At 73.9% G+C, this 22,518-nt stretch carries 1 protein-coding gene; it reads left to right on the top strand.

Annotated elements, in window-relative coordinates:
- Positions 1–183 precede the first annotated feature (183 nt).
- Complete coding sequence (locus B0675_RS28675; protein ID WP_081222506.1) at positions 184–22,434, top strand: non-ribosomal peptide synthetase; 22,251 nt, start codon at positions 184–186, stop codon at positions 22,432–22,434.
- The last annotated feature ends 84 nt before the right edge of the window (positions 22,435–22,518 follow it).

The raw sequence follows: 22,518 nt of genomic DNA, 5'->3' as shown, positions 1-22,518 counted from the left end.
GTCTCCAACGGCCAACTCCCTTAGGTTAGGCAGGCCTTAATCGTAGGCGGCAACTCGACGATCGCCGAGACCAGGGCCTTTTGGTTAGGTAATCCTTACCTTAGTATGGCCGCGGTCCTCCGGCTCGAGCCGGTTCCGCGCACTCGGAAGGCACGGTCACCTGTGTCCGGTATCGAAGATCGTGTGTCTGGCATCGACGACGGTGTGGCGGCGGCCTACTGGCGCCGGCGGCTCGACCCGCTTCCCCAAGAGGCCGCGCTGCCCGTCGACTTCCCCTACCCGGCCGGTCCGGGCGGCGAGCGCCGTGTGGTGAGCCGGGCGTGGGCGGGCACGGCCGACGAGGCGACCCTGCTGTCCGCCTTCGTCGCCCTGCTGCACCGGTACGGCGGGGCGCACGACATCACCGTCGGGTACGACGGACTTCCGCTCCGGATCGGGTTCGACGGCGGTACCGACTTCTCCGCGCTGGTGGAGCGGGTGGCCGCCGCGATCACGGAGGCGCGCACCCACCGCGTCGAACTCCCGTCACTCATCGCCCAGTTGCACCCGGAGCCGACCCGTGGCGGCGGCCTCCTGTTCAACACGGAGTTCCGTACGGATCCAGGCGCGACGGCGGACCAGGAGGCGACACCGGCCGACCGAACCGGCGCCCCGCTGGACCTGACACTCGAAACAGTTCCGGGAGAGGTGCGGCTGACCTACCGTCACGACCTCTTCGAGGACAGCACGGCGCACCGCGTCGCCGGCCACTTCACGACCCTGCTGGCCGACGCCCTCGCACGGCCCCACACGCCCGTCGGCGAACTCGAACTGCTCGGCGCCGAGGAGCGCCGACGCATCCTGGAGGAGTGGAACGACACCGGCCACGACGTGCCCGTCCGCACCTGGCCGGAGATGTTCGCCGAACAGGTCCGCCTGCGCCCGGACGCCGTCGCGCTCGTCTTCGAGGACACCCGGCTGACGTACGCCGAACTCGACGAGCACGCCAACCGCCTGGCCCACACCCTGATCGCACGGGGGGCCGGACCGGAGCGCGTCGTGGCGCTGGCGGTGCCCCGCTCCGCCGAACTGATCGTCGCCGAGGTCGCGGTGCTCAAGGCGGGGGCCGCCTATCTCCCCCTCGACACCGACTACCCGGCCGACCGCATCGCGTACATGCTGGCCGACGCCCGTCCCGCCTGCCTGATCACCACCGCGGACGTGACCGACGACGTCCCTCCCTGCCCAGGTATGGACCGGGTCGTCCTCGACGAACCGTCCACCGCGCGGGAGTTGGCCGCGAACCCGGTCCACGACCCGGGGACCGCGGACCGCGGGCCGCTGGAGACCGCCGGCGCGGCCTACGTCATCTACACCTCCGGATCCACCGGCCGCCCCAAGGGCGTTGTGCTCTCCCATGCCGGCGTCGCCAAACTGGTGGCCACCCAGACCGAGCGGTTCGGGATCGGACCGCACAGCAGGGTCCTCCAGTTCGCCTCACCGAGTTTCGACGTCGCCTTCTGGGACCTGTGCCTCGGCCTGCTCTCCGGCGGCCGGCTCGTCGTCGTCCCCACCGAACTGCGGGTGCCCGGCGCGCCGCTCGCCGACCACGCCCACGCCCACGGCATCACCTTCATGATCCTCCCGCCGGCCCTGCTCGCCGCGATGCCCGAGGACGTCGAACTCCCGCCCGCCACCCTGCTGGCGGGGACCGAGCGCGTCTCGCCCGAACTCGTCGGCCGGTACGCGCGCGGCAGGATGATGTTCAACGCGTACGGGCCCACCGAGGCCACCACCAACTCCACCCTCGGCCTGTGCGACCCCGACACCCCCGCCGGCACCATCGTGCCCATCGGTGTCCCCGACCCGGGCACCCGCGCCCATGTCCTGGACGCCCGGCTGAAGCCCGTCCCGGCCGGTGTCGCGGGCGAGCTGTACCTCGGCGGCGCCGGACTGGCCCGCGGCTACCTGGGACGGCCCGACCTGACGGCCGAGCGCTTCGTCGCCGACCCCTTCGGGGCGCCCGGCGAACGCCTCTACCGCACCGGCGACCTCGTGCGCTGGAAGTCCGACGGGCGCCTGGAGTTCCTCGGGCGCGCCGACGCCCAGGTGAAGATCCGCGGCTTCCGAGTCGAACCCGGCGAGATCGAGTCCGTGCTCCGCGCCCACCCCGCGGTCGACCAGGCCGCCGTCGTCATCCGCGAGGACCGGCCCGGCGACCGCAGACTCGCCGCCTACGTCGTGCCCTCCCTGGAGACCGGAACGGGAGGCGACGACGGCGAGCGGGTCCAGGAGTGGAAGGACCTCCACGAACTCCTCTACTCCGCGGCGGGTGCCGAGGGCGACCGCGACACCGTCGCGGACGAGGCCGGCCCGTCCGCCGCCTTCCGCGAGAACTTCGCGGGCTGGAACAGCATGTACGACGGCCTGCCCATCCCCGTCGAGGAGATGCGGGAGTGGCGCGAGGCGACCATCACCCGCATCGGTGAACTGGCCCCGCGCCGCGTCCTGGAGATCGGTGTCGGCAGCGGACTGATCCTCTCCCGCGTGGCACCCGACTGCGTCGAGTACCGGGGCACCGACCTCTCCGAGGAGGCGGTTCGCGCCCTGCGGACCCAGGTGGAGGCGGTGGACGGCCTCGCCGACCGGGTCCGGCTCGACGCCCGCCCCGCCCACGACACCACCGGCCTGCCCCGCGACCACTTCGACACGATCGTCCTCAACTCCGTCGCGCAGTACTTCCCCGGCGCCGACTACCTCGCCGACGTGCTCCGCGCCGCGGGAGAACTCCTCGCCCCGGGCGGCAGCCTCTTCGTCGGCGACGTCCGCAACGCCCGCCTGCTGAGCTGCCTGCGCGCCGCCGTGGAGACCCGCCGTGCCACCGGCCCCCAGGACCGCAAGACCCTGCGCACCGCGGTGGAACGGTCCATGGCCTGGGAGGGCGAACTCCTCCTGGACCCCGACTTCTTCGCCGCACTCGACGGCTTCGACGCCGACATCCGCGTCAAGCGCGGCAGCCACCACAACGAACTGACCCGGTACCGCTACGACGTCGTGCTGCGCAAGCGGTCCGCCACCGCCACGACGGCAGGACCGGACGTCCGCACCGCCACCGCGCCGCACGCCGTCGCCTGGTCCGAACTGCGCGCCCTCGACGCCCTCGACGCCCTCGACGCGCTGATCGCCGACCGCCGGACCCCGCTCCGCGTCACCGGTGTGCCCAACGCCCGGCTCACGGAGGACCTGGCCGCCCTGACGGCCCTCGACGACAGCAGCCGCACCCCCGCGCCCGCCGACGCCCCCGACCCGGAGGCCTTCCACGCGCTCGGCGCCCGGCACGGCCACCAGGTCGTCGTCACCTGGAACGGCACCTCCACCGACGGCAGCCTCGACGTCCTGTTCGCGCCCGACGGGACCCCGCTCGCCGGACACTACGAGCCCGCTGGCACCGTCCCTCGGGCCAACCGGCCCGCACCCTTCCGCGACGTCAACTCCCTGATGAAGGAACTGCGTTCGCACGTCGCCGGGCAGCTCCCCGAGTACATGGTGCCCGCGGCGCTCGTCCCCCTCGACCGCCTCCCGGTCACCCCCAGCGGCAAACTCGACGCCGCCGCGCTGCCCGCCCCCGACTACGCCGCCCTCAGCTCGGGCCGCCCGCCGCGCGACGCCCGCGAGGAGTCGCTGTGCTCCGCCTACGCCGATGTGCTGGGCGTGGGCGCGGTCACCATCGACGACGACTTCTTCGCCCTCGGCGGCGACAGCATCACCGCCATCCAGCTCCTCGTCCGGGCCCGCAGGACGGGACTGCGTCTCAGCTCCCGCGACGTCTTCCGGCACCGCACCGTCGCCGCGCTCGCCGAGGCCGCCGTCGAGCGGACGGATCGCACGGCGGAGGCGGACGTCGCTCCGTTGCTCGACCTGACCGGGAGCGACCGCGACGCCCTCCAGGGCGAGCGCCCCCTCGCCGTCGAGGACACACTCCCGCTGAGCCCGCTCCAGGAAGGGCTCTACTTCCACTCCGTCGTCGACGGCAACGGCCCCGACACCTACGTCGTGCAGCAGGCCCTCGACCTGGCAGGCCCCGTCGACACCGGCCTGCTGCGCCGGGCCGCCCAGCGCGTCCTGGACCGCCACGCCCCGCTCCGCTCCTGCTTCCGCCCGCTCCCCGACGGCAGGCCCGTGCAGATCGTCGCCACCGGGGTGGAGCTCCCCTGGCGAGAGGTGGATCTCTCCGCCCAGGACGCGGAGGTCGCCGCCCCGCTCGCCGACGCGGTGGCGGCCGACGAGCGCGCCCGCCGTTTCGACCTCGCCCGGCCGCCGCTGATGCGCTGCGCGCTCGTCCGCCTCGCCGGGGGCCGCAGCAGGCTGCTGCTCACCTTTCATCACATCGTTGCTGACGGCTGGTCCCTGCCCGTGCTGCACCGGGAACTGATGGCCTCCTACGGAGACTCCCCGGCCGCCCTGCCCGAGGTCGCGCCCTACGGTGCGTATCTGCGGGCGCTGGCCGGAGCGGATGCCGAAGCGGCCCGCGAGGGATGGCGCACCGCGCTGGCCGGGATCGAGGAACCCACCCGTCTCGTCGACACGCCCGCCGACGGCCGCCCCGTCGAACCCGCCCAGGTCCGTGTGGAGCTCTCCGAACAGGTCACCGCCCGGCTGACGGCCCGAGCGCGCGAACTGGGCGTCACGCTCGGCACCGTCGTGCAGGGCGCCTGGGGGCTGCTGCTCGGCCGGCTCACCGCCGGGCAGGACGTCGTGTTCGGCACCACGGTCTCCGGCCGCGACGCCGAGGTCGAGGGCATCGAGTTCATGGTCGGTCTCCTCATCAACACGCTTCCCACCCGGTTCCGCTGGGAGCCCTCCGACACCCTCGCCGCGCTGCTCGGCCGCCTCCAGGACGAGCAGTCCCGGCTCCTCGACCACCAGCACCTCGGCCTCGCCGAGATCCAGCGGCTCGCCGGCCACGCGGGCAGCGGGGAGCTCTTCGACACCCTCGTCGTCCTCGAGAACTACCCGGCGGCCACCGGGCTCACCGACCCGTCCGGCACGCTCCACCTCACCGGACACGACTTCCTGGACACCGTCCACTATCCGCTCGCCCTCATCGTCAAGCCGGGCCGCCGCCTCGACCTGCGCCTCAAGCACCACACCCGGCGCCTCGACACCGAGGCCGTGCGGCGCGTCGCGGACCGCCTCACCCGCATCCTGGGAGCGTTCGCCACCGACCCGGGACAGTCCGTCGCCGCCCTCGACCTGCTGCCGGCGCCGGAGGCGGCCGAGGCGCACCCGTCCGGCCCCCGCGTCCTCGTCCCGGACACCACGCTCGCCGCCGCCTTCGAGGCCCAGGTCGCCCGCACCCCCGACGCCCTCGCGGTCGTCTTCGAGGACGAGACCCTCAGCTATCGCGAACTCGATCTCAGGGCGGCCGAGCTGGCGAGCCGGCTGCGCGCCCGCGGCGCCGCGCCGGACGCCGTCGTCGCGGTCGCGGTACCGCGCTCCGCCGACCTCATGGTCGCCCTGCTCGGCGTGCTCAAGTCCGGCGCCGCCTACCTCCCCGTCGACATGGACTACCCGGCCGACCGCGTCGCCCACATGCTCACCGACTCCGGGGCCACCACGGTCGTCACGCACACCAGCACGGCCCCCCGTCTGCCGTCGGTGCCCGGACTCACCGAGCTGTTCGTCGACGCCCCCGCCGGAGCGACGACCGTGGACCCGGCGGTACCGGCGGGCCCCGACGACCCGGCCTACCTGATCTACACCTCCGGCTCCACCGGCCTCCCCAAGGGCGTCGTGGTCACCCACCGGGCCGTCGTCAACCGCCTCGCCTGGATGCAGGGCCAGTACGGTCTCACCGCCGACGACCGCGTACTCCAGAAGACTCCGGCCAGCTTCGACGTCAGCGTCTGGGAGTTCTTCTGGGCGCTGTGCGAGGGCGCCGCCGTCGTGCTCGCCCGGCCCGACGGCCACCGCGACCCCGCCTACCTCGCCGATCTCATCCGTGAACAGGGCGTCACCGCCCTGCACTTCGTGCCCTCGATGCTGGAAGCCTTCCTCCAGTCCGAGGAGATCACCGCCGATCCCGGCTGGGCCGCCTCCTTGCGCCAGGTGTTCAGCAGCGGTGAGGCCCTGCCCGGCGCCGCCGCCGCCCGCTGGCACGACCTCACCGGCGTACCCCTGCACAACCTGTACGGGCCCACCGAGGCCGCCGTCGACGTCACCCACCACCGCTTCGACGGCACACCCGACACCACCGTGCCCATCGGCCGCCCCGTCTGGAACACCGGACTCCGGGTGCTCGACAGCTGCCTGCGCCCGGTTCCGTCCGGCGTCCCCGGCGAGCTGTACCTGACGGGAGTCCAGCTGGCGCGTGGCTACCACGCCCGGCCCGCCCTGACCGCCGAACGCTTCGCCGCCGACCCCTACGGCGGTCCCGGCACCCGCATGTACCGCACCGGCGACCTGGTGCGCCGCCGCGCCGACGGCGTCATCGAGTATCTGGGGCGCACCGACCGGCAGGTCAAGATCCGCGGCAACCGCGTCGAACTCGGCGAGATCGAAGCCGCGTTGAACCGCGAACCCGCCGTCGCGCAGGCCGCCGTCACCGTCGCCGGCACCACCCTCGTCGCCTACGTCGTCCCCGCCCGCGGTGCCGCCCCCGACCCCTCCGGTCTGCTGGCCGCGCTCGCCGCCTCACTGCCCGCGCCCATGGTGCCCGGCGCGTGTGTCGTCCTGGACGCCCTGCCGCTGACGCCGAGCGGAAAGCTCGACCGGGCCGCACTGCCCGCCCCGCGCACGGTACGGGCGGAGGCGCGCGCCCCGCGCGACGACCGCGAGCGCGCCCTCACCGAGATCTTCGCGGCGGTCCTCAGGCTCGACGAGGTCGGCATCGACGACGACTTCTTCCTGCTCGGCGGCGACAGCATCTCCTCCATCGGCGTCTCCAGCCGCGCCCGCCGGGCCGGCCTTGAGCTGAACCCCCGCGACGTCTTCGAACACCGCACGCCCGCCGCGCTCGCCGCGGCGGCCGGCAGCACCGAACCGGCGCGCCGCGCGCTGCGTTCCGCCTTCGCCCTCACCGCCGAGGAGACCGAGCGCGTCCACCGGCTCAGCCCCGGACCGGTCGAGGACATCTGGCCGCTGGCACCGCTCCAGGAAGGCCTCTTCTTCCACTCCACGTACGACGACGGCGCACTGGACGTCTACACCGTCCACGAGTCCTTCGACTTCGCGACCCCGCTCGACGCGGAGCGACTGCGCACCGCGGTGCGGGTGCTGCTGGAGCGCCACCCGAGCCTGCGCGCCGGATTCACCAGCGACGGACTGCGCCAGCCGGTGCAGTTCATCGTCCGCGATCCGCGGATCCCCCTCGAAGAGGTCGACCTCTCGGGCCTGCCCGCCGCCGAACAGGACACCCGGCTGGCCGAGTTGATGGACGCCGAACGCACCCGGCGCTTCGAGCTGACCCGCCCGCTGCTCTTCCGCATGCTCATCGTCCGGCTCGGCGCCGACCGCGGCGACCGCCTGGTCGTCGGCCGTCACCTCCTGCTGTGGGACGGCTGGTCGGCCTGGGTCTTCCTCGATCAGCTCTTCGCCCTGTACGCGTCCGGCGGCGACGCGACCGGCCTGCCCGCGCCCGGTTCGTACCGCGACTACCTGACCTGGCTGGAGGCGCAGGACACCGAGGTCGCGACCGGCGCCTGGCGCAGCGCGCTCGCCGGACTGGACGAGCCCACGCTCCTCGCCGCCAACGACGCGGGCCTCGAACCGGACATCCCGGAACGGCTCGACGCGGTCCTCGCGCCGGAACTCGGCGAACGGCTGCGGGACGCCGCCCGGCGGCACGGCCTCACCCTCAACTCGGTGCTGACCGCCGCCTGGGGCCTGACCCTCGCCTCCGCCACCGGACGCACCGACGTCGTCTTCGGCACCACCGTCGCCGGCCGCCCGAGCGAGGTACCGGACATCGAGCACGTCATCGGCATGTTCCTCAACACCGTGCCCGCCCGCATCGCCTACGACCCCGCCGAGCCGGTCCTGGACCTGCTGCGCCGGGTCCAGGACGAACGCCTCGCGGTGATGCCCCACGAGTACCTGGGACTCGGTGTCCTCCAGGCCGAGACCGGTCACCGGCGCCTCTTCGACACCCTCTTCGTGCTGCGCAACAGTGACACCGAGGAAAGGCTCGCCGAACTGGCCGAGCGGCACGGCGCCACCGCCGTCGCCAACGTGGACGCCACGCACTACCCGGTGAACCTCGTCGTGACGCCCGGGCACCACATCCAGGTCATGCTGGCCCACCGGCCCGACGTGGTGGACCGCCCGCGGGCCGAGGCGCTCCTCGGCCGCTTCACGCTGCTCCTCGAACGGCTCGGCGACGACCTGGACGCCCCCGTGGGGAGCCTCGACCCGCTCCTGCCCGCCGAGCGCACGGCGCTCACCCGGGAGAACGCGGCGAGCCGCGTCCCGGTGCCCGAGGACACCGTCGCCGACCTGCTCGCCACCCAGGCCGCCGCGACCCCCGACGCCGTCGCCCTCGTCTTCGGCGACACCACCCTCACGTACGCCGAACTGGACACGCGCATCAACCGGACGGCTCAGCTCCTGCTGGCCCGCGGTGCCGCGCCCGAACGGGTCGTCGCCCTCGGCCTGCCCCGCTCACTGGACATGGTCGTCGCCCTGTTCGCCGTCCTGCGCACGGGCGCCGCGTACCTGCCGCTCGAACTCGATCACCCGGACGACCGGCTCGCGACGATGCTCGACGACGCCCGGCCCGTCCTGCTGCTGTCCACCGCCGCGGTCTCCGCCCGCCTCACCGCGGCCGCGCCCGACACCGCCCGTGTCCTGCTGGACGATCCCGCCGTGGCCGACGAACTGGCGTCCCTTCCGGCCGAGTTCGCCCGCCGAGGGTTCAGCCTGGAGCACCCGGCCTACGTCATCTACACCTCCGGCTCCACCGGCCGCCCCAAGGGCGTCGTCACGCCGTACCGCGGACTGACGAACATGCAGCTCAACCACCAGAAGGAGATCTTCGCCCCCGCCATCGCCTCGGCCGGCGGCCGGCGCCTGCGGATCGCCCACACGGTCTCCTTCGCCTTCGACATGTCGTGGGAGGAGCTGCTCTGGCTGGTCGAGGGACACGAGGTGCACATCTGCGACGAGGAGCTGCGGCGCGACGCCGAGGCGCTCGTCGCGTACTGCGACGCGCACCGTGTCGACGTCGTGAACGTGACCCCCACGTACGCGCATCTCCTCATGGAGCAGGGCCTGTTGGAGGGGCACCGGCCGCCGCTCGTACTGCTCGGCGGCGAGGCGGTCTCGGAGACGGTCTGGAACCGGCTCCGGGACACCGACGGCACCTACGGCTACAACCTGTACGGCCCGACCGAGTACACGATCAACACGCTCGGCGGCGGCACCCTCGACAGCGCCACCCCCACGGTCGGCCGGCCCATCCGCGGCACCCGGGCCCACATCCTCGACGCCTGGCTGCGGCCGGTGCCGGACGGTGTGCCCGGCGAGCTGTACATCGCCGGGATCGGGCTGGCCCGCGGTTACCTGGACCGGGCGGGACTGACCGCGGAGCGCTTCGTCGCCGACCCGTTCGGAGAGCCCGGCGAGCGCATGTACCGCACCGGCGACCTCGTCCGCCGCGGCGCCGACGGCAACCTCGACTTCCTCGGCCGCACCGACGACCAGGTCAAGATCCGCGGCTACCGCGTGGAACTCGGCGAGATCGAGACCGCCCTCGCCCAGCACCCCCAGGTCGCCCAGGCCGCCGTCGTCGCGCGCGACGACGCGACCGCCCCCGGCACCCAGCGCCTCATCGGCTACGTCGTGCCCGCCGAACGCTCCGGCGAGGAACAGCGGTCCGTCGCCGCGGCCCACGTCGGGGAGTGGCAGGACGTCTACTCCGACGAGTACGAGCGGATCAGCACCGCCCTCTTCACCGAGGACTACGCCGGATGGGACAGCAGCTACGACGGAGAGCCCATCCCCTTCGAGGAGATGAGCGACTGGCGTGAGCGGACCGTCGCCCGCATCCGCGAACTGGGCCCGCGCCGCGTCCTGGAGATCGGCGTCGGCTCCGGTCTGCTGCTGTCCCGGCTGGCACCCGACGCCGAGGCCTACTGGGCCACCGACTTCGCCGCCCCCGTGATCCGCAAGCTCCGCGAAGACCTGCTGCGCGAACCCGAGTTGGCGGCGAAGGTCGAGCTGCGGTGCGCGCCCGCCCACGACACCGACGGACTGCCCGAGGACTTCTTCGACACCGTCGTCATCAACTCCGTCGTCCAGTACTTCCCCGGCATCGACTACCTCACCGACGTCGTCGAGGGCGCCATGCGTCTGCTGCGGCCCGGCGGCGCCCTGTTCGTCGGCGACGTCCGCAACCCGCGGCTCGCCCGCACTTTCCACACCGCGATCCAGCTCACCCGGGCGACGGACGACGCCGACCCCGAGGCCGTGCGGAAGGCCGCCGAGCGCGGTCTGCGGCTGGAGAAGGAACTCCTCGTCGACCCGGACTACTTCACCACCCTCGGGCACGGCGTCGACCTGCGGACCAAGCGCGGACACCACCACAACGAACTCACCCGGCACCGCTACGACGCCGTCCTCTACCGCGAGGGAGCCGATCCGCTCGACCTCGGGGCGGCCCCGGCCGTCGGCTGGTCCACCGCCGAGGTCGTCGGGACACGGCTGCGGGAGGAGAACCCGGAGTGCCTGCGGGTCACCGGAGTGCCGGACGCGCGTACGGCCGGAGAGCTGGCCGCGCAGCGCGCTCTCGACCAGGGACGCCGTCCCGGCGGCACGATCACCGGCGGGGGAGTGGACGACCCCGAGGAACTGCACGCGCTGGGGGCCTCGCTCGGATACCGGGTGCTCACCACCTGGTCGTGCGAACTCGGACGCTACGAGGCGGTGTTCGTCCGGAATACGTCGGCCGATCGCGCGGGCGAGGACGAGGACCGCACCCGATCGGGCGGAGCGGCCCGGAACGTCCGGGTGACCGCCGGACTGTACCGGCCGGGCGGCGGCGAGCCGCCGTACGCCAACGCCCCGACGGCCGCCCGTGACGCGGACGCCCTCGTCCGGCGGGTCCGCGAGGACCTGAAGACACAACTGCCCGAGTACATGGTCCCGGCCGCCTTCGTCACCCTCGACCGGCTGCCCATGAACGACAACGGCAAGCTGGACGTCCGCGCGCTGCCCGACGCGGAGCCCGCCGTCGCGCTCGGCACCGGACGCGGCCCGCGCACCCCGCAGGAGGAGGTGCTCTGCCGCCTGTTCGCCGAGGTGCTCGGCCTGCCCGAAGTCGGCGCCGAGGACGCCTTCTTCGACCTGGGCGGCCACTCCCTGCTCGCCACCCGGCTGATCAGCCGTGCCCGCACCGAGCTGGGCGCCGAACTGGCGATCCGCGACCTCTTCGAGGCGCCCACCCCCGAACTGCTCGCCGCCCGCGCGGACGGCGGCCGGCCCGCCCGCCCGGCCGTCACGCCCGTCACCGACCGGCCCGACCGCATCCCGCTCTCCGCCGCCCAGCGCCGACTGTGGCTGGTGGAGCGGATCACCGGCGGTGGAGTCGCCTACAACTTCCCGTTGGTCTTCCGCCTGCGCGGCACGCTCGACATCACGGCGCTGCGCCGGGCCCTGCACGACGTGGTGGCCCGCCACGAGTCGCTCCGCACGGTCTTCGGGGAGCACGACGGCGAACCCCACCAGCGCGTCCTCGCCGCCGGCGAGGCACGGTTCCCGTTCACCGTGACCGACTGCGCGGAGGCCGAACTGCCCGCGCTGATCGAGGCCGCCCAGCGGGACCCCTTCGACCTGGCGACCGAACTCCCGCTGCGGGCCACGGTGTTCCGCATCACCCCGGACATGCTGGACACGCCGGGCACGGGCGCCGCGGATGACTCCCGTCCCGGTCCGCTGCCGGACGGGGGCACGGACGCCCCGACCGACGGCTCGTACGACGACTGCGTGGTCGCTCTCGTGCTGCACCACATCGTCACCGACGAGTGGTCCGACCGGCCGTTCCTCGCCGACCTCGACGCCGCGTACACGGCCCGGACCTCCGGCGCCGAGCCCGGCCTCGCGCCGCTGCCCGTGCAGTACGCCGACTACACGCTCTGGCAGGCCGACCTCCTGGAACAGGTCGGCGAGCGGCAGCTCGACCACTGGACCCGGGCGCTGCGCGGCCTGCCCGAGGAACTGGCCCTTCCCCTGGACCGTCCCCGCCCCGCCGAGCCCACCGGACGCGGTGCCACCCTGCGCCGGGAACTGTCCGGCGAGGTCGGCGAGGCACTCAGGGCACTGGCCGGAACGACCGGCACCAGCATGTTCATGCTGTTCCAGGCCGCCACGGCCGCATTGCTGCACCGGCTGGGCGCGGGCGACGACATCCCGCTCGGCGCTCCCATCGCGGGCCGCACCGACAGCGCGCTCGACGACCTCGTCGGTTTCTTCGTCAACACGCTCGTCCTGCGCACCGACGTGTCCGGAACCGATCTGACGTTCCGTCAACTGCTGGCGCGGGTCAAGGAATCCGACCTCGCGGCCTTCGAGCACCAGGACCTCCCCTTCGACCGGGTCGTGGAAGCCCTCAACCCGCCCCGCGTGGCCGGCCGCAACCCGCTCTTCCAGGTCATGCTCGGCTACCACTATCGTCCCGACGGCGACCCCGACCTGCTGGGCCTGCCCACCGAGTGGACCGGCATGGACACCGGCACGGCCAAGTTCGACCTCGACTTCACCTTCGTCGACGAGGGCACCGGCGGACGGGTGGCCCTGCTGCTGGAGTACGCCACCGACCTGGTGGACCCGGACACCGCCGCGCTCCTCGCCGAACGGCTCCTCCTGCTGCTGCGCCGGACCGCCGACGCCCCCGACCTGCCGCTCACGTCGTTCGACCTCCTCACGCAGGACGAACGCTCGGCCGCCGCCGACGCCTGGAACGACACCGCCCACCCGGTGGAGACGCGGTCGGTGCCCGAGCTCCTCGCCGCCACGGCCGCGGCACACCCCGGCCGCACCGCCCTGGTCACCGCCGCCGGATCCCTGTCCTTCGCCGAACTGTCCGCCCGCGTCGACGCCGTGGCCGCCCTGCTGCTCGCGCACGGCGCCGGCGAAGGCGCCGTGGTGGCCCTCGCCCTGCCCCGGCACGCGATGGTGCCCGCGATCCTCGGGGTGCTCCGCGCGGGCGCCGCCTACCTGCCTCTCGACCCCGACCACCCCGCCCACCGCCTGGAGTTCATGCTCGGCGACGCGGCACCGGTCTGCCTGCTGACCACCGCGGACCTCACGGACCGGATTCCCGAACGGGCCGGGCTCGAACGGCTGCTCCTCGACGGCCCGTTGCCGTCCGCCCCCGCAGCCCCTGCCATCGGCTGCCACCCCCAGGCCGCCGCGTACACCATCTACACCTCGGGCTCCACCGGCACCCCCAAGGGCGTCGTCGGCACCCACCGCGGGCTCGGCAACCTGTTCGCCTCCCACCTGCGCGACCTGATCGCACCCGCCGTCGAGGACACCGGCCGCGCCGTCCTGCGCGCCGTCCACGCCGCCTCCTTCAGCTTCGACGGATCCTGGGAACCGCTGCTCTGGCTGCTCGCCGGACACGAACTGCACATCGCCGACGAGGCGACCCTGCTCGACCCGGCGGCCCTGCTCACGCTGCTGGACGACCGCCGCATCGACTTCGTCGACCTCACCCCGACCTATCTGCGCGAACTGCTCCACCACGGATTCCTCGCCCCCGGCAGCCGGGTCCCCGCCGTCCTCGCCGTCGGCGGAGAGGCCACCCCGGCGGCCCTGTGGCAGCGGCTCGACGCCCTTCCCGGCACCGCCGCGCACGACCTGTACGGGCCCACCGAGTGCGCCGTGGACGCGTACGGCTGGCACGGCGGTGGAACAGGCCGCGCCGCCTGGGCCGCGCCGCTCGACAACATCCGCGCCCATGTCCTCGACGACCGGCTGCGCCCCACACCCGTGGGGGTGCCCGGCGAGCTGTACCTCGCGGGCGAGGGCCTGGCCCGCGGCTACCTCGGCCGTCCCGCTCTCACCGCCGAACGCTTCACCGCGGACCCGTACGGCGCGCCCGGCACCCGCATGTACCGCACCGGAGACCTCGCCCGGCGACGCTCCGACGGCACCCTGCAGTTCCTCGGCCGCGCCGACGAACAGGTCAAGCTCCGCGGCTTCCGCATCGAACTCGGCGAGATCGAGTCCGCCGTCACCACCCATCCGTCGGTCGCCGCCGCGGCCGTCGTCGTCCGCGAGGACACCCCCGGCACACCACGGCTCGTCGCCTACGTCGTGCCCGCCGCGTCCGCCACCACGGACCCGGCGGAGCTGCGCGCCCACCTCGCGGCCGGACTGCCCGAGCACATGCTGCCCGCGGCCTTCGTCCCCCTCCCCGCGCTGCCCCGCACGATCAACGGCAAGCTGGACCGCGCCGCCCTGCCCGCACCCGACCTCACCGAGGCCATCGGCGGCCGCCTGCCGCGCACCCCGCGCGAGGAGGTGCTCTGCGAACTGTTCGCCGCCGTCCTCGGCGTGGACCGCGTCGGCATCGACGACGACTTCTTCGCACTCGGCGGCCACTCGCTGCTCGCCATGCGCCTGATCAGCCGGGTCCGCGCCGCCCTCGACGCCGAGCTGTCCCTGCGCACGGTCTTCGACGCGCCGACCGCGGCCCGCCTCGCCGCCCGTCTGGACGAGGCGGCGAACGCCGACCGTCCGGCCCTCACCGCCCACCGGCGCCACCCCGAGCGGCTGCCCCTGTCCTCGGCCCAGCGCCGCCTGTGGCTGCTCCACCAGGTGGACGGCGCCACCCCGGCCTACAACATCCCCAGCGCCTGGCGGCTCACCGGCACGCTCGACCGCCCCGCCCTCGAAGCGGCGCTGGGCGACCTCGTCACCCGGCACGCCACCCTGCGCACGGTCTTCCCCGCCGACGCCGACGGCCTGCCCCACCAGCACATCCTCGACCCCGCGCAGGCACGGGTCACCATCGCCACCGAACCCGCCGACCGGCTCGCCGAGACCGCCGCCCGGCCCTTCGACCTGGCCACCGAACCACCCCTGCGCGCCACCCTGGCCGAGACCGGACCGGACGAGCACGTCCTGCTGCTCGTGCTGCACCACATCGCCACCGACGAGTGGTCCGACCGGCCCCTGCTCGCCGACCTGAGCGCGGCCTACGCGGCCCGCACCGCCGGGAACGCGCCCGACTGGGCCCCGCTGCCGGCGACCTACGCCGACTACACCCTCTGGCAGGAGGAACTCCTCGCGGCCGGCGGCGCCGACCTGCTCGCCCACTGGACCGAGCGGCTGCGCGGCCTGCCCGAGGAACTCGTGCTGCCCACCGACCGTCCGCGCCCCCGCGAGTCCGGCCACGTCGGCGGCACCGTCGGCTTCACCCTCCCGCCGGAACTGGAACGAGCCCTGCGCGACCTTGCCCGCGCGGAGGGCGCCAGCATGTTCATGGTCGTCCAAGCCGCCGTGGCCGCCCTGCTGCACCGGCACGGCGCGGGCGACGACATCCCGCTCGGCGCGCCCGTCTCGGGCCGTGCCGACGAGCAACTGGAGGGTCTGGTCGGCTTCTTCGTCAACTCGCTGGTGCTGCGCACCGACCTGTCCGGCGCCCCCGGCTTCACCGAACTCCTGCGCCGGGTGCGGGAGACCGCCCTGGCGGCCTACGAGCACCAGGACCTGCCGTTCGAAAGGCTCGTCGAGGCGCTCAACCCGCAGCGCTCGCTGGCCCGGCACCCGCTCTTCCAGGTGATGGTCGTCCACCTCGGCGAGCCCGGCAGCACCCCGGACCTGCTCGGCCTGACCGTCCGACGCGAACCGCTGGGACAGCAGAGCGCCAAGTTCGACCTCAGCTTCGACTTCGTCGAACAGGGCGAGGGCGCGGGCATCCAGGGCTGGATCGAGTACAGCGCCGACCTCTTCGACCACGCCACCGCCGAACGGCTCGGGCGGCGCCTGGTCCGGCTGCTGCACCAGGTCGCCGCCGACCCCGGCCGTCCGATCCGGGACCTGGACGTGCTGGACGAACCCGAGCGGGCGCTCGTCGTCGAGCGGTGGAACGACACCGCGCACCAGGTACCGCCGACGACCCTGCCGGAACTCTTCCGCGCCCAGGCCGCCCGGACCCCCGGCGCGCCCGCGCTCGTCTTCGGCGAACAGCGCCTCACCTACGCGGAGTTGGACGACCGGGTCGAACGCGCCGCCCGCGTTCTCGCCGGTCTGGGCGCCGGACCCGAACGCACGGTGGCGGTCGCGCTGCCGCGTTCCGCGGACCTCGTCGTCGCCCTCCTCGCGGTCCACCGCACCGGCGCGGCCTATCTGCCGCTCGACGCGGACCACCCGCCGGAGCGCCGCGCCCTCATGCTGGAGGACGCCCGCCCGGTGTACGTCGTCGACGGTGCCCTGCCCGACGGCCCCGAGGGCGAACTGCCGGGATCCTACGACCCGTTGCATCCGGCCTACATCATCTACACCTCCGGTTCCACGGGCCGCCCCAAGGGCGTGGTGGTGCCGCAGGAGGGGATCGTCAACCGGCTGCTGTGGATGCAGGGGACGTACGCGCTGACCGGCGCCGACCGCGTCCTGCAGAAGACCCCCGCCGGCTTCGACGTGTCGGTGTGGGAGTTCTTCTGGCCCCTGATCACCGGGGCGACCCTCGTCGTCGCCCGCCCGGAGGGCCACAAGGACCCGGCCTACCTCGCCACGCTGATCCGGGAAGAGGCCGTCACCACCGCCCACTTCGTCCCGTCGATGCTCCGCGCCTTCCTCGACGAACCCGCGGCCGCCGGCTGCACCGGGCTGCGCCGCGTCCTGTGCAGCGGCGAGGCCCTGCCCGCCGACCTGGCCGACCGCTTCCACGCCCTGCTCCCCGCCGAACTGCACAACCTGTACGGCCCGACCGAGGCGTCCGTCGACGTCACCGCCGCCCACGTGGCGCCGGGCGCGGGAACCGTCCCGATCGGGCGCCCGGTCTGGAACACGCGCCTGTACGTCCTGGACGACGCCCTGCGCCCCGTACCGCCCGGCGTGGCAGGGGAGTTGTACCTCGCGGGCGTCCAGCTCGCCCGCGGATACCTCGACCGTCCGGGCCTGTCCGCCGAGCGTTTCGTCGCCGACCCGTACGGCGCGCCCGGCACCCGCATGTACCGCACCGGCGACCTCGCCCGCTGGACCGCGGACGGTGAGGTCGACTACCTCGGACGCACCGACGACCAGGTCAAGATCCGCGGGTTCCGCGTCGAACCCGGCGAGATCGAAGCCGCCCTCACCCGTCACGACACGGTCGCCCACGCCTGCGTCATCGCTCGCGAACAGCGGCTGGTCGCCTACGTCGTCCCGGCCCCGGGGCGCACACCCGACCCGGCGGAGCTGCGCACCCACACCGCCGCCGTACTGCCCGAGCACATGGTCCCGGCCGCCGTCGTGCCGCTCGACGCGCTGCCGCTCACGCCGAACGGCAAGCTGGACCGGAAGGCCCTTCCCGCACCCGACTTCGCGGCCGCCACCACGGACACCCGGCCGCGCACCCCGCGCGAGGAGGCCCTGTGCGGCCTGGTCGCCGACGTCCTCGGTCTGGAACGGGTCGGTGTCGAGGACGACTTCTTCAGTCTGGGCGGCGACAGCATCGTGGCGATGCAACTCGTCGCGAGGGCCCGGGCCGCCGGCCTCGCGATCAGCCCGCGCGACGTGTTCCGGCACAAGACGGCCGCCGCGCTGGCCGCCGTCGCCGCCGACCTGGGGGGCGCCCCGAACGCCTCCTCCGACGCCGAACTGTTCACCGCCCTCACCGACGAGGAGCGCGCCGAACTGTCCGCCCTCGGTGCCGCCGAGGTGCTGCCCCTGTCGCCGCTCCAGGCGGGCCTGCTGTTCCACGCGGCCTTCGACTCGGGCGACGACGGACCCGACGTCTACACCGTGCAGGTCTCCCAGGACCTCGAAGGCCCGCTCGACACCGAACGGCTCCGCCGCGCCGGGCAGGCACTGCTCGACCGGCACGGCCATCTGCGCGCCGGTTTCCGCTACCTGGCCTCGGGCCGTCCCGTCGCCGTCGTGCCCCGCACGGTCGTGCTGCCCTGGCGTCACGTCGACCTCTCCGAAACGGACGAGAACACCCGCGAGGAGCGGTGGACCCGCTGCCTCGCGCAGGAGCGCCGCCGCTTCGACCCCGCGGAGCCGCCGCTCCTGCGTCTGATGCTGGTCAAGGTCGGCCCCGAGGCGCACCGACTGGTCCTGTCCCACCAGCACCTGCTCCTCGACGGCTGGTCCGTCCCCCTGGTGACCCGCGAACTGTCCGAGCTGTACGCGGGCAGGGAACTCCCCGCCCCGGCCCCGTACCGCGACTACCTCGCCTGGCTCGGCCGCCAGGACGCCGAGGCTTCCGCCGCCGCGTGGACCCGGGCGCTGGACGGGCTGGAGGAGCCCACCCATCTCGTCGCCGCCGACCCCCATCGCGCGCCGGCGGTGCCCGCGACCCGCACCACCCTGCTCACCCGCGACCTGACCGACGCCCTCACCACCCTGGCCCGCTCACGCGGCCTCACGCTCAACACCCTGGTCCAGGGTGCCTGGAGTGTGCTCCTGTCCCGGCTCACCGGACGCACGGACGTCGTCTTCGGCGCCACCGTCTCCGGACGGCCACCGGAACTCGCCGGGGTCGAGTCGATGATCGGGCTGTTCATCAACACCGTGCCCGTACGGGTCCGGGTCGACGACCGGGAGCCGGCGACCGCGTTCCTCGACCGCCTCCAGGACGAGCAGTCACAGCTGATCGCCCATCAGCACGTCGGACTCTCCGACATCCAACGACAGGCCGCCCTGGGCGAGTTGTTCGACAGTCTCGTCGTCTTCGAGTCCTACCCCGCCGCAGACGGACCCGGGCTCGGTGCCGACGAGGGGCTGCGCACCGGGACGCGCGACCACCAGGACTCGACGCACTACCCGTTCACCTGGGCCGTCGAGCCCGCGGAGCGGCTCACCCTCACCGCCGAGTACCGCACCGACCTGTTCGCTCCGGCGCTGGTCGAGCGGATCTGCGCCGCGATGGTGCTCCTCTTCGAGGCGATGACCACCGACGCCGACCAGCCCCTCGGCCGCGTCGACCTCCTCACCCCCCACGATCGTGACACCGTCCTGGAGACCTGGAACGACACCGCCCTGCCCGTCGCCCCCGGCACGCCGGCGACCGTCCCCGCCCTCTTCGAGGCGCGGGCGGCCGAGGCACCCGACGCGATCGCCGTCGTAGCGGGCCCCGTCACCTGGACCTTCGCCGAACTCAACGAGCGTGCCAACCGGCTCGCCCGGGTACTGGCCGAACACGGCGCGGGACCCGAGCAGATCGTCGCCCTGTCCCTGCCGCGCACGGCGGACTTCCTGCTCGCGATCCTCGCGGTCATGAAGGCGGGCGCGGCCTACCTCCCGGTCGACGCGGACCTCCCCGCCGACCGCGTCCTCGCCATGCTCGACGACGCCCGGCCCCGCCTCGTCCTCACCACCGAGGCCCTGGCCGCGCACCTCCCGGACAGCGACGTGCCCCGGCTGGCACTGGACGCGGCGGACACCGTCGCCCGGACGGCGGCCCGGACCGCCGGCGACCTGCCGTCGGGGCCGGACCCGGACCACCCGGCCTACGTCATCTACACCTCCGGCTCCACCGGCCGCCCCAAGGGGGTCGTCGTCTGCCACCGCAGCGTCGTCAACCTGTTCCACAGCCACCGGCGCAGCCTGCACGACCTCGCCAAGGAGACCACCGGCCGGCGCCGGCTCCGTGTCGGCCACGCCTGGTCCTTCTCCTTCGACGCCTCCTGGCAGCCACAGCTGTGGCTGCTCGACGGGCACGCCCTGCACATCCTCGACGACGAGACCCGGCGCGACCCCGAACTGACCGCCGCGGCGATCCGCGCCGAGGAGCTGGACTTCATCGAGGTCACACCGTCGTTCCTCGCGCAGATGGCCGACACCGGCCTGATCAAGGACGGCGAGTGCCCGCTCGCGGTCGTCGGCGTCGGCGGCGAGGCCGTGCCCGACGCTCTCTGGAGCGAACTGGCCGCCCTGAGGTCCACCACCGCGTTCAACCTCTACGGACCCACCGAGGCCACCGTCGACGCGCTCGCCGCCCGTGTCGGCGAGAGCGGCCGGCCGCTCGTCGGCCGCCCCGTCGGCAACACCCGCGCCTACGTCCTGGACGCCGCACTGCGCCCCGTACTCCCCGGTGTCTCCGGCGAGTTGTACCTCGCCGGGCAGGGGCTGGCCCGCGGCTACCTCGGGCGCCCGGACCTCACCGCCGACCGTTTCGTCGCCGACCCCTTCGGTCCGCCCGGCACCCGGATGTACCGCACCGGCGACCTCGCCCGCTGGAACGAGGACGGACAGCTCGACTACCTCGGACGCGCCGACGACCAGGTCAAGATCCGCGGCTTCCGGGTCGAACTCGCCGAGATCGAGGCCGTACTGGACGGCCACGAGCAGGTCGGACAGGTCGTCGTCGTCGCACGCGAGGACCGCCCCCGGGTGAAGCAACTGGCCGCCTACGTCGTGCCCGCCGAAGGCGCCCCCGCCCCGGACCTGGCCGCCCTGCGCGCCCACGTCGCCGCCGTGCTCCCGGACTACATGGTCCCGGCCGCCGTCCTGGTCCTCGACGGACTGCCGCTGCTCGCCAACGGCAAACTCGACCGCAAGGCCCTGCCCGCACCCGAGTTCACCCGCACGGCCGGCGGCAGGGGACCGGAGAACGCCCTGGAACACACGCTGTGCACCCACTTCGCCGACGTCCTCGGGCTCCCCGAGGCCGGCGCCGAGGACGACTTCTTCGCCCTCGGCGGCGACAGCATCGTCGCCATGGAACTCGTCAGCAGGGCGCGCGCCGCCGGACTGCGGATCACCCCGCGCCAGGTCTTCCAGCACCGTACGGTCGCCGCACTGGCCGCCGTCGCCGTCGCGTCGGGCCCGGACGCCGGCCGTCCGGCGCACGACGACGGCTCGGGCACCGTGCCCCTGACCCCGATCATGCACGCCCTGCGGGAACTCGGCGGCCCGATGGCCGGCTACCACCAGGTGGCGTTCGTCCAGACGCCCGCCACCTTGGACCTGGCCACACTTCACGTGCTTCTCCAGGCCGTGACCGACCGGCACGACCTGCTGCGGGCACGCCTGGAGCGGGCCACCACCGACGGCGCCGAGACATGGTCGCTCCGGGTACCCGCGCCCGGCAGCGTCGACGCGGCCTCCTGGCTCGTACGGGCCGACGTCGTGGGCGCCGACGAGACCGCCCTGCGCGCCACGGTGAGCCGGCACGCCCGCGCCGCGCAGGACCGGCTCGACCCGGACGCCGGGCGCATGGTGCAGGGCGTCTGGTTCGACGCCGGGCCCGGCGTCCCCGGACGGCTGCTCCTGCTCGTCCACCACCTGGTAGTCGACGGCGTGTCCTGGCGCATCCTGCTGCCGGACCTCGCCGCCGCCTGGCAGGACACCACCGAGGGCCGCACCCCGGCCCTCGCCCCCGTCGACCTGTCGTTCCGCCGCTGGTCACGGCTGCTCACCGAACGGGCCGCCGACCCGGCCCGCGAGGACGAACTCCCGCTGTGGACCGCGATCCTGGCCGACGCCCCTCCGCTCCCCACGACCCGCCCGCTCGACCCGCGGCTCGATGTCACCGCCACCGCGCGGAACCTGTCCCTCACCCTGCCCGCCGACGTCACCACGCCGTTGCTGGGCCGGGTACCGAGCGTCCTCGGCGCGACCGTCAACGACGTCCTGCTGACCGGCCTCGCGGTGGCCGTCGCCGACTGGCGCACCCGGCACGACGAGGACGGCGACGGCACCGGCGGGGTGCTCGTGGACCTGGAGGGCCACGGCCGCGAGGAGGAACTCGCCGGCAACGCCGACCTGTCCCGCACCGTCGGCTGGTTCACCAGCGTCGTTCCGGTACGGCTCGACCCCGGCCCCCTCGACCTGGCCGACGCCCTCGTGGGCGGACCCGCGCTCGACACGGCCCTGGCACGCGTCCGCGATCACCTCGCCGCTCTGCCCGCCGCCGGCGTGGGACACGGTCTGCTGCGCCACCTCAATCCGGCCACCGGCCCCGCGCTGGCCCGCCTCGGCTCACCTCAGGTCGAGTTCAACTACATGGGACGGTTCGGTGTCCCCGAGGCCACCGACTGGTCGTACGCCCCCGAGGACGACGCCGCCGACCTGGACGGCGATCCGGAGATGCCGCTGTCCCACGCCCTGACCGTCAACGCCCTGACCGAGGACCTCCCCACCGGACCCGAACTCTCCGCGCACTGGACCTTCGCTCCCGGCGTCCTGCCCGAGGAGTCGGTCCATGACCTGGCGGAGACCTGGTTCCGCGCCCTGCGGGCCCTCGTGACCCGCGCCGGCGCACCGGGCGCCGGCGAGCGGCCCGCCGACACCGCGGAGGCGCCCTGACCGAACGAATCCCGCTGCCACCCCGACGCTCCGGCCCCGGCGGATGTCTCCGTCGCCGACGAAGCCCGCCGACCGATCATGACC

The organism is Streptomyces sp. M41(2017), from assembly GCF_002078175.1.
In the GTDB taxonomy this organism is placed as follows: domain Bacteria; phylum Actinomycetota; class Actinomycetes; order Streptomycetales; family Streptomycetaceae; genus Streptomyces.
The sequence above is the reverse complement of the archived record's forward strand: the minus strand, read 5'-3'. Positions and strand labels throughout refer to the sequence as shown.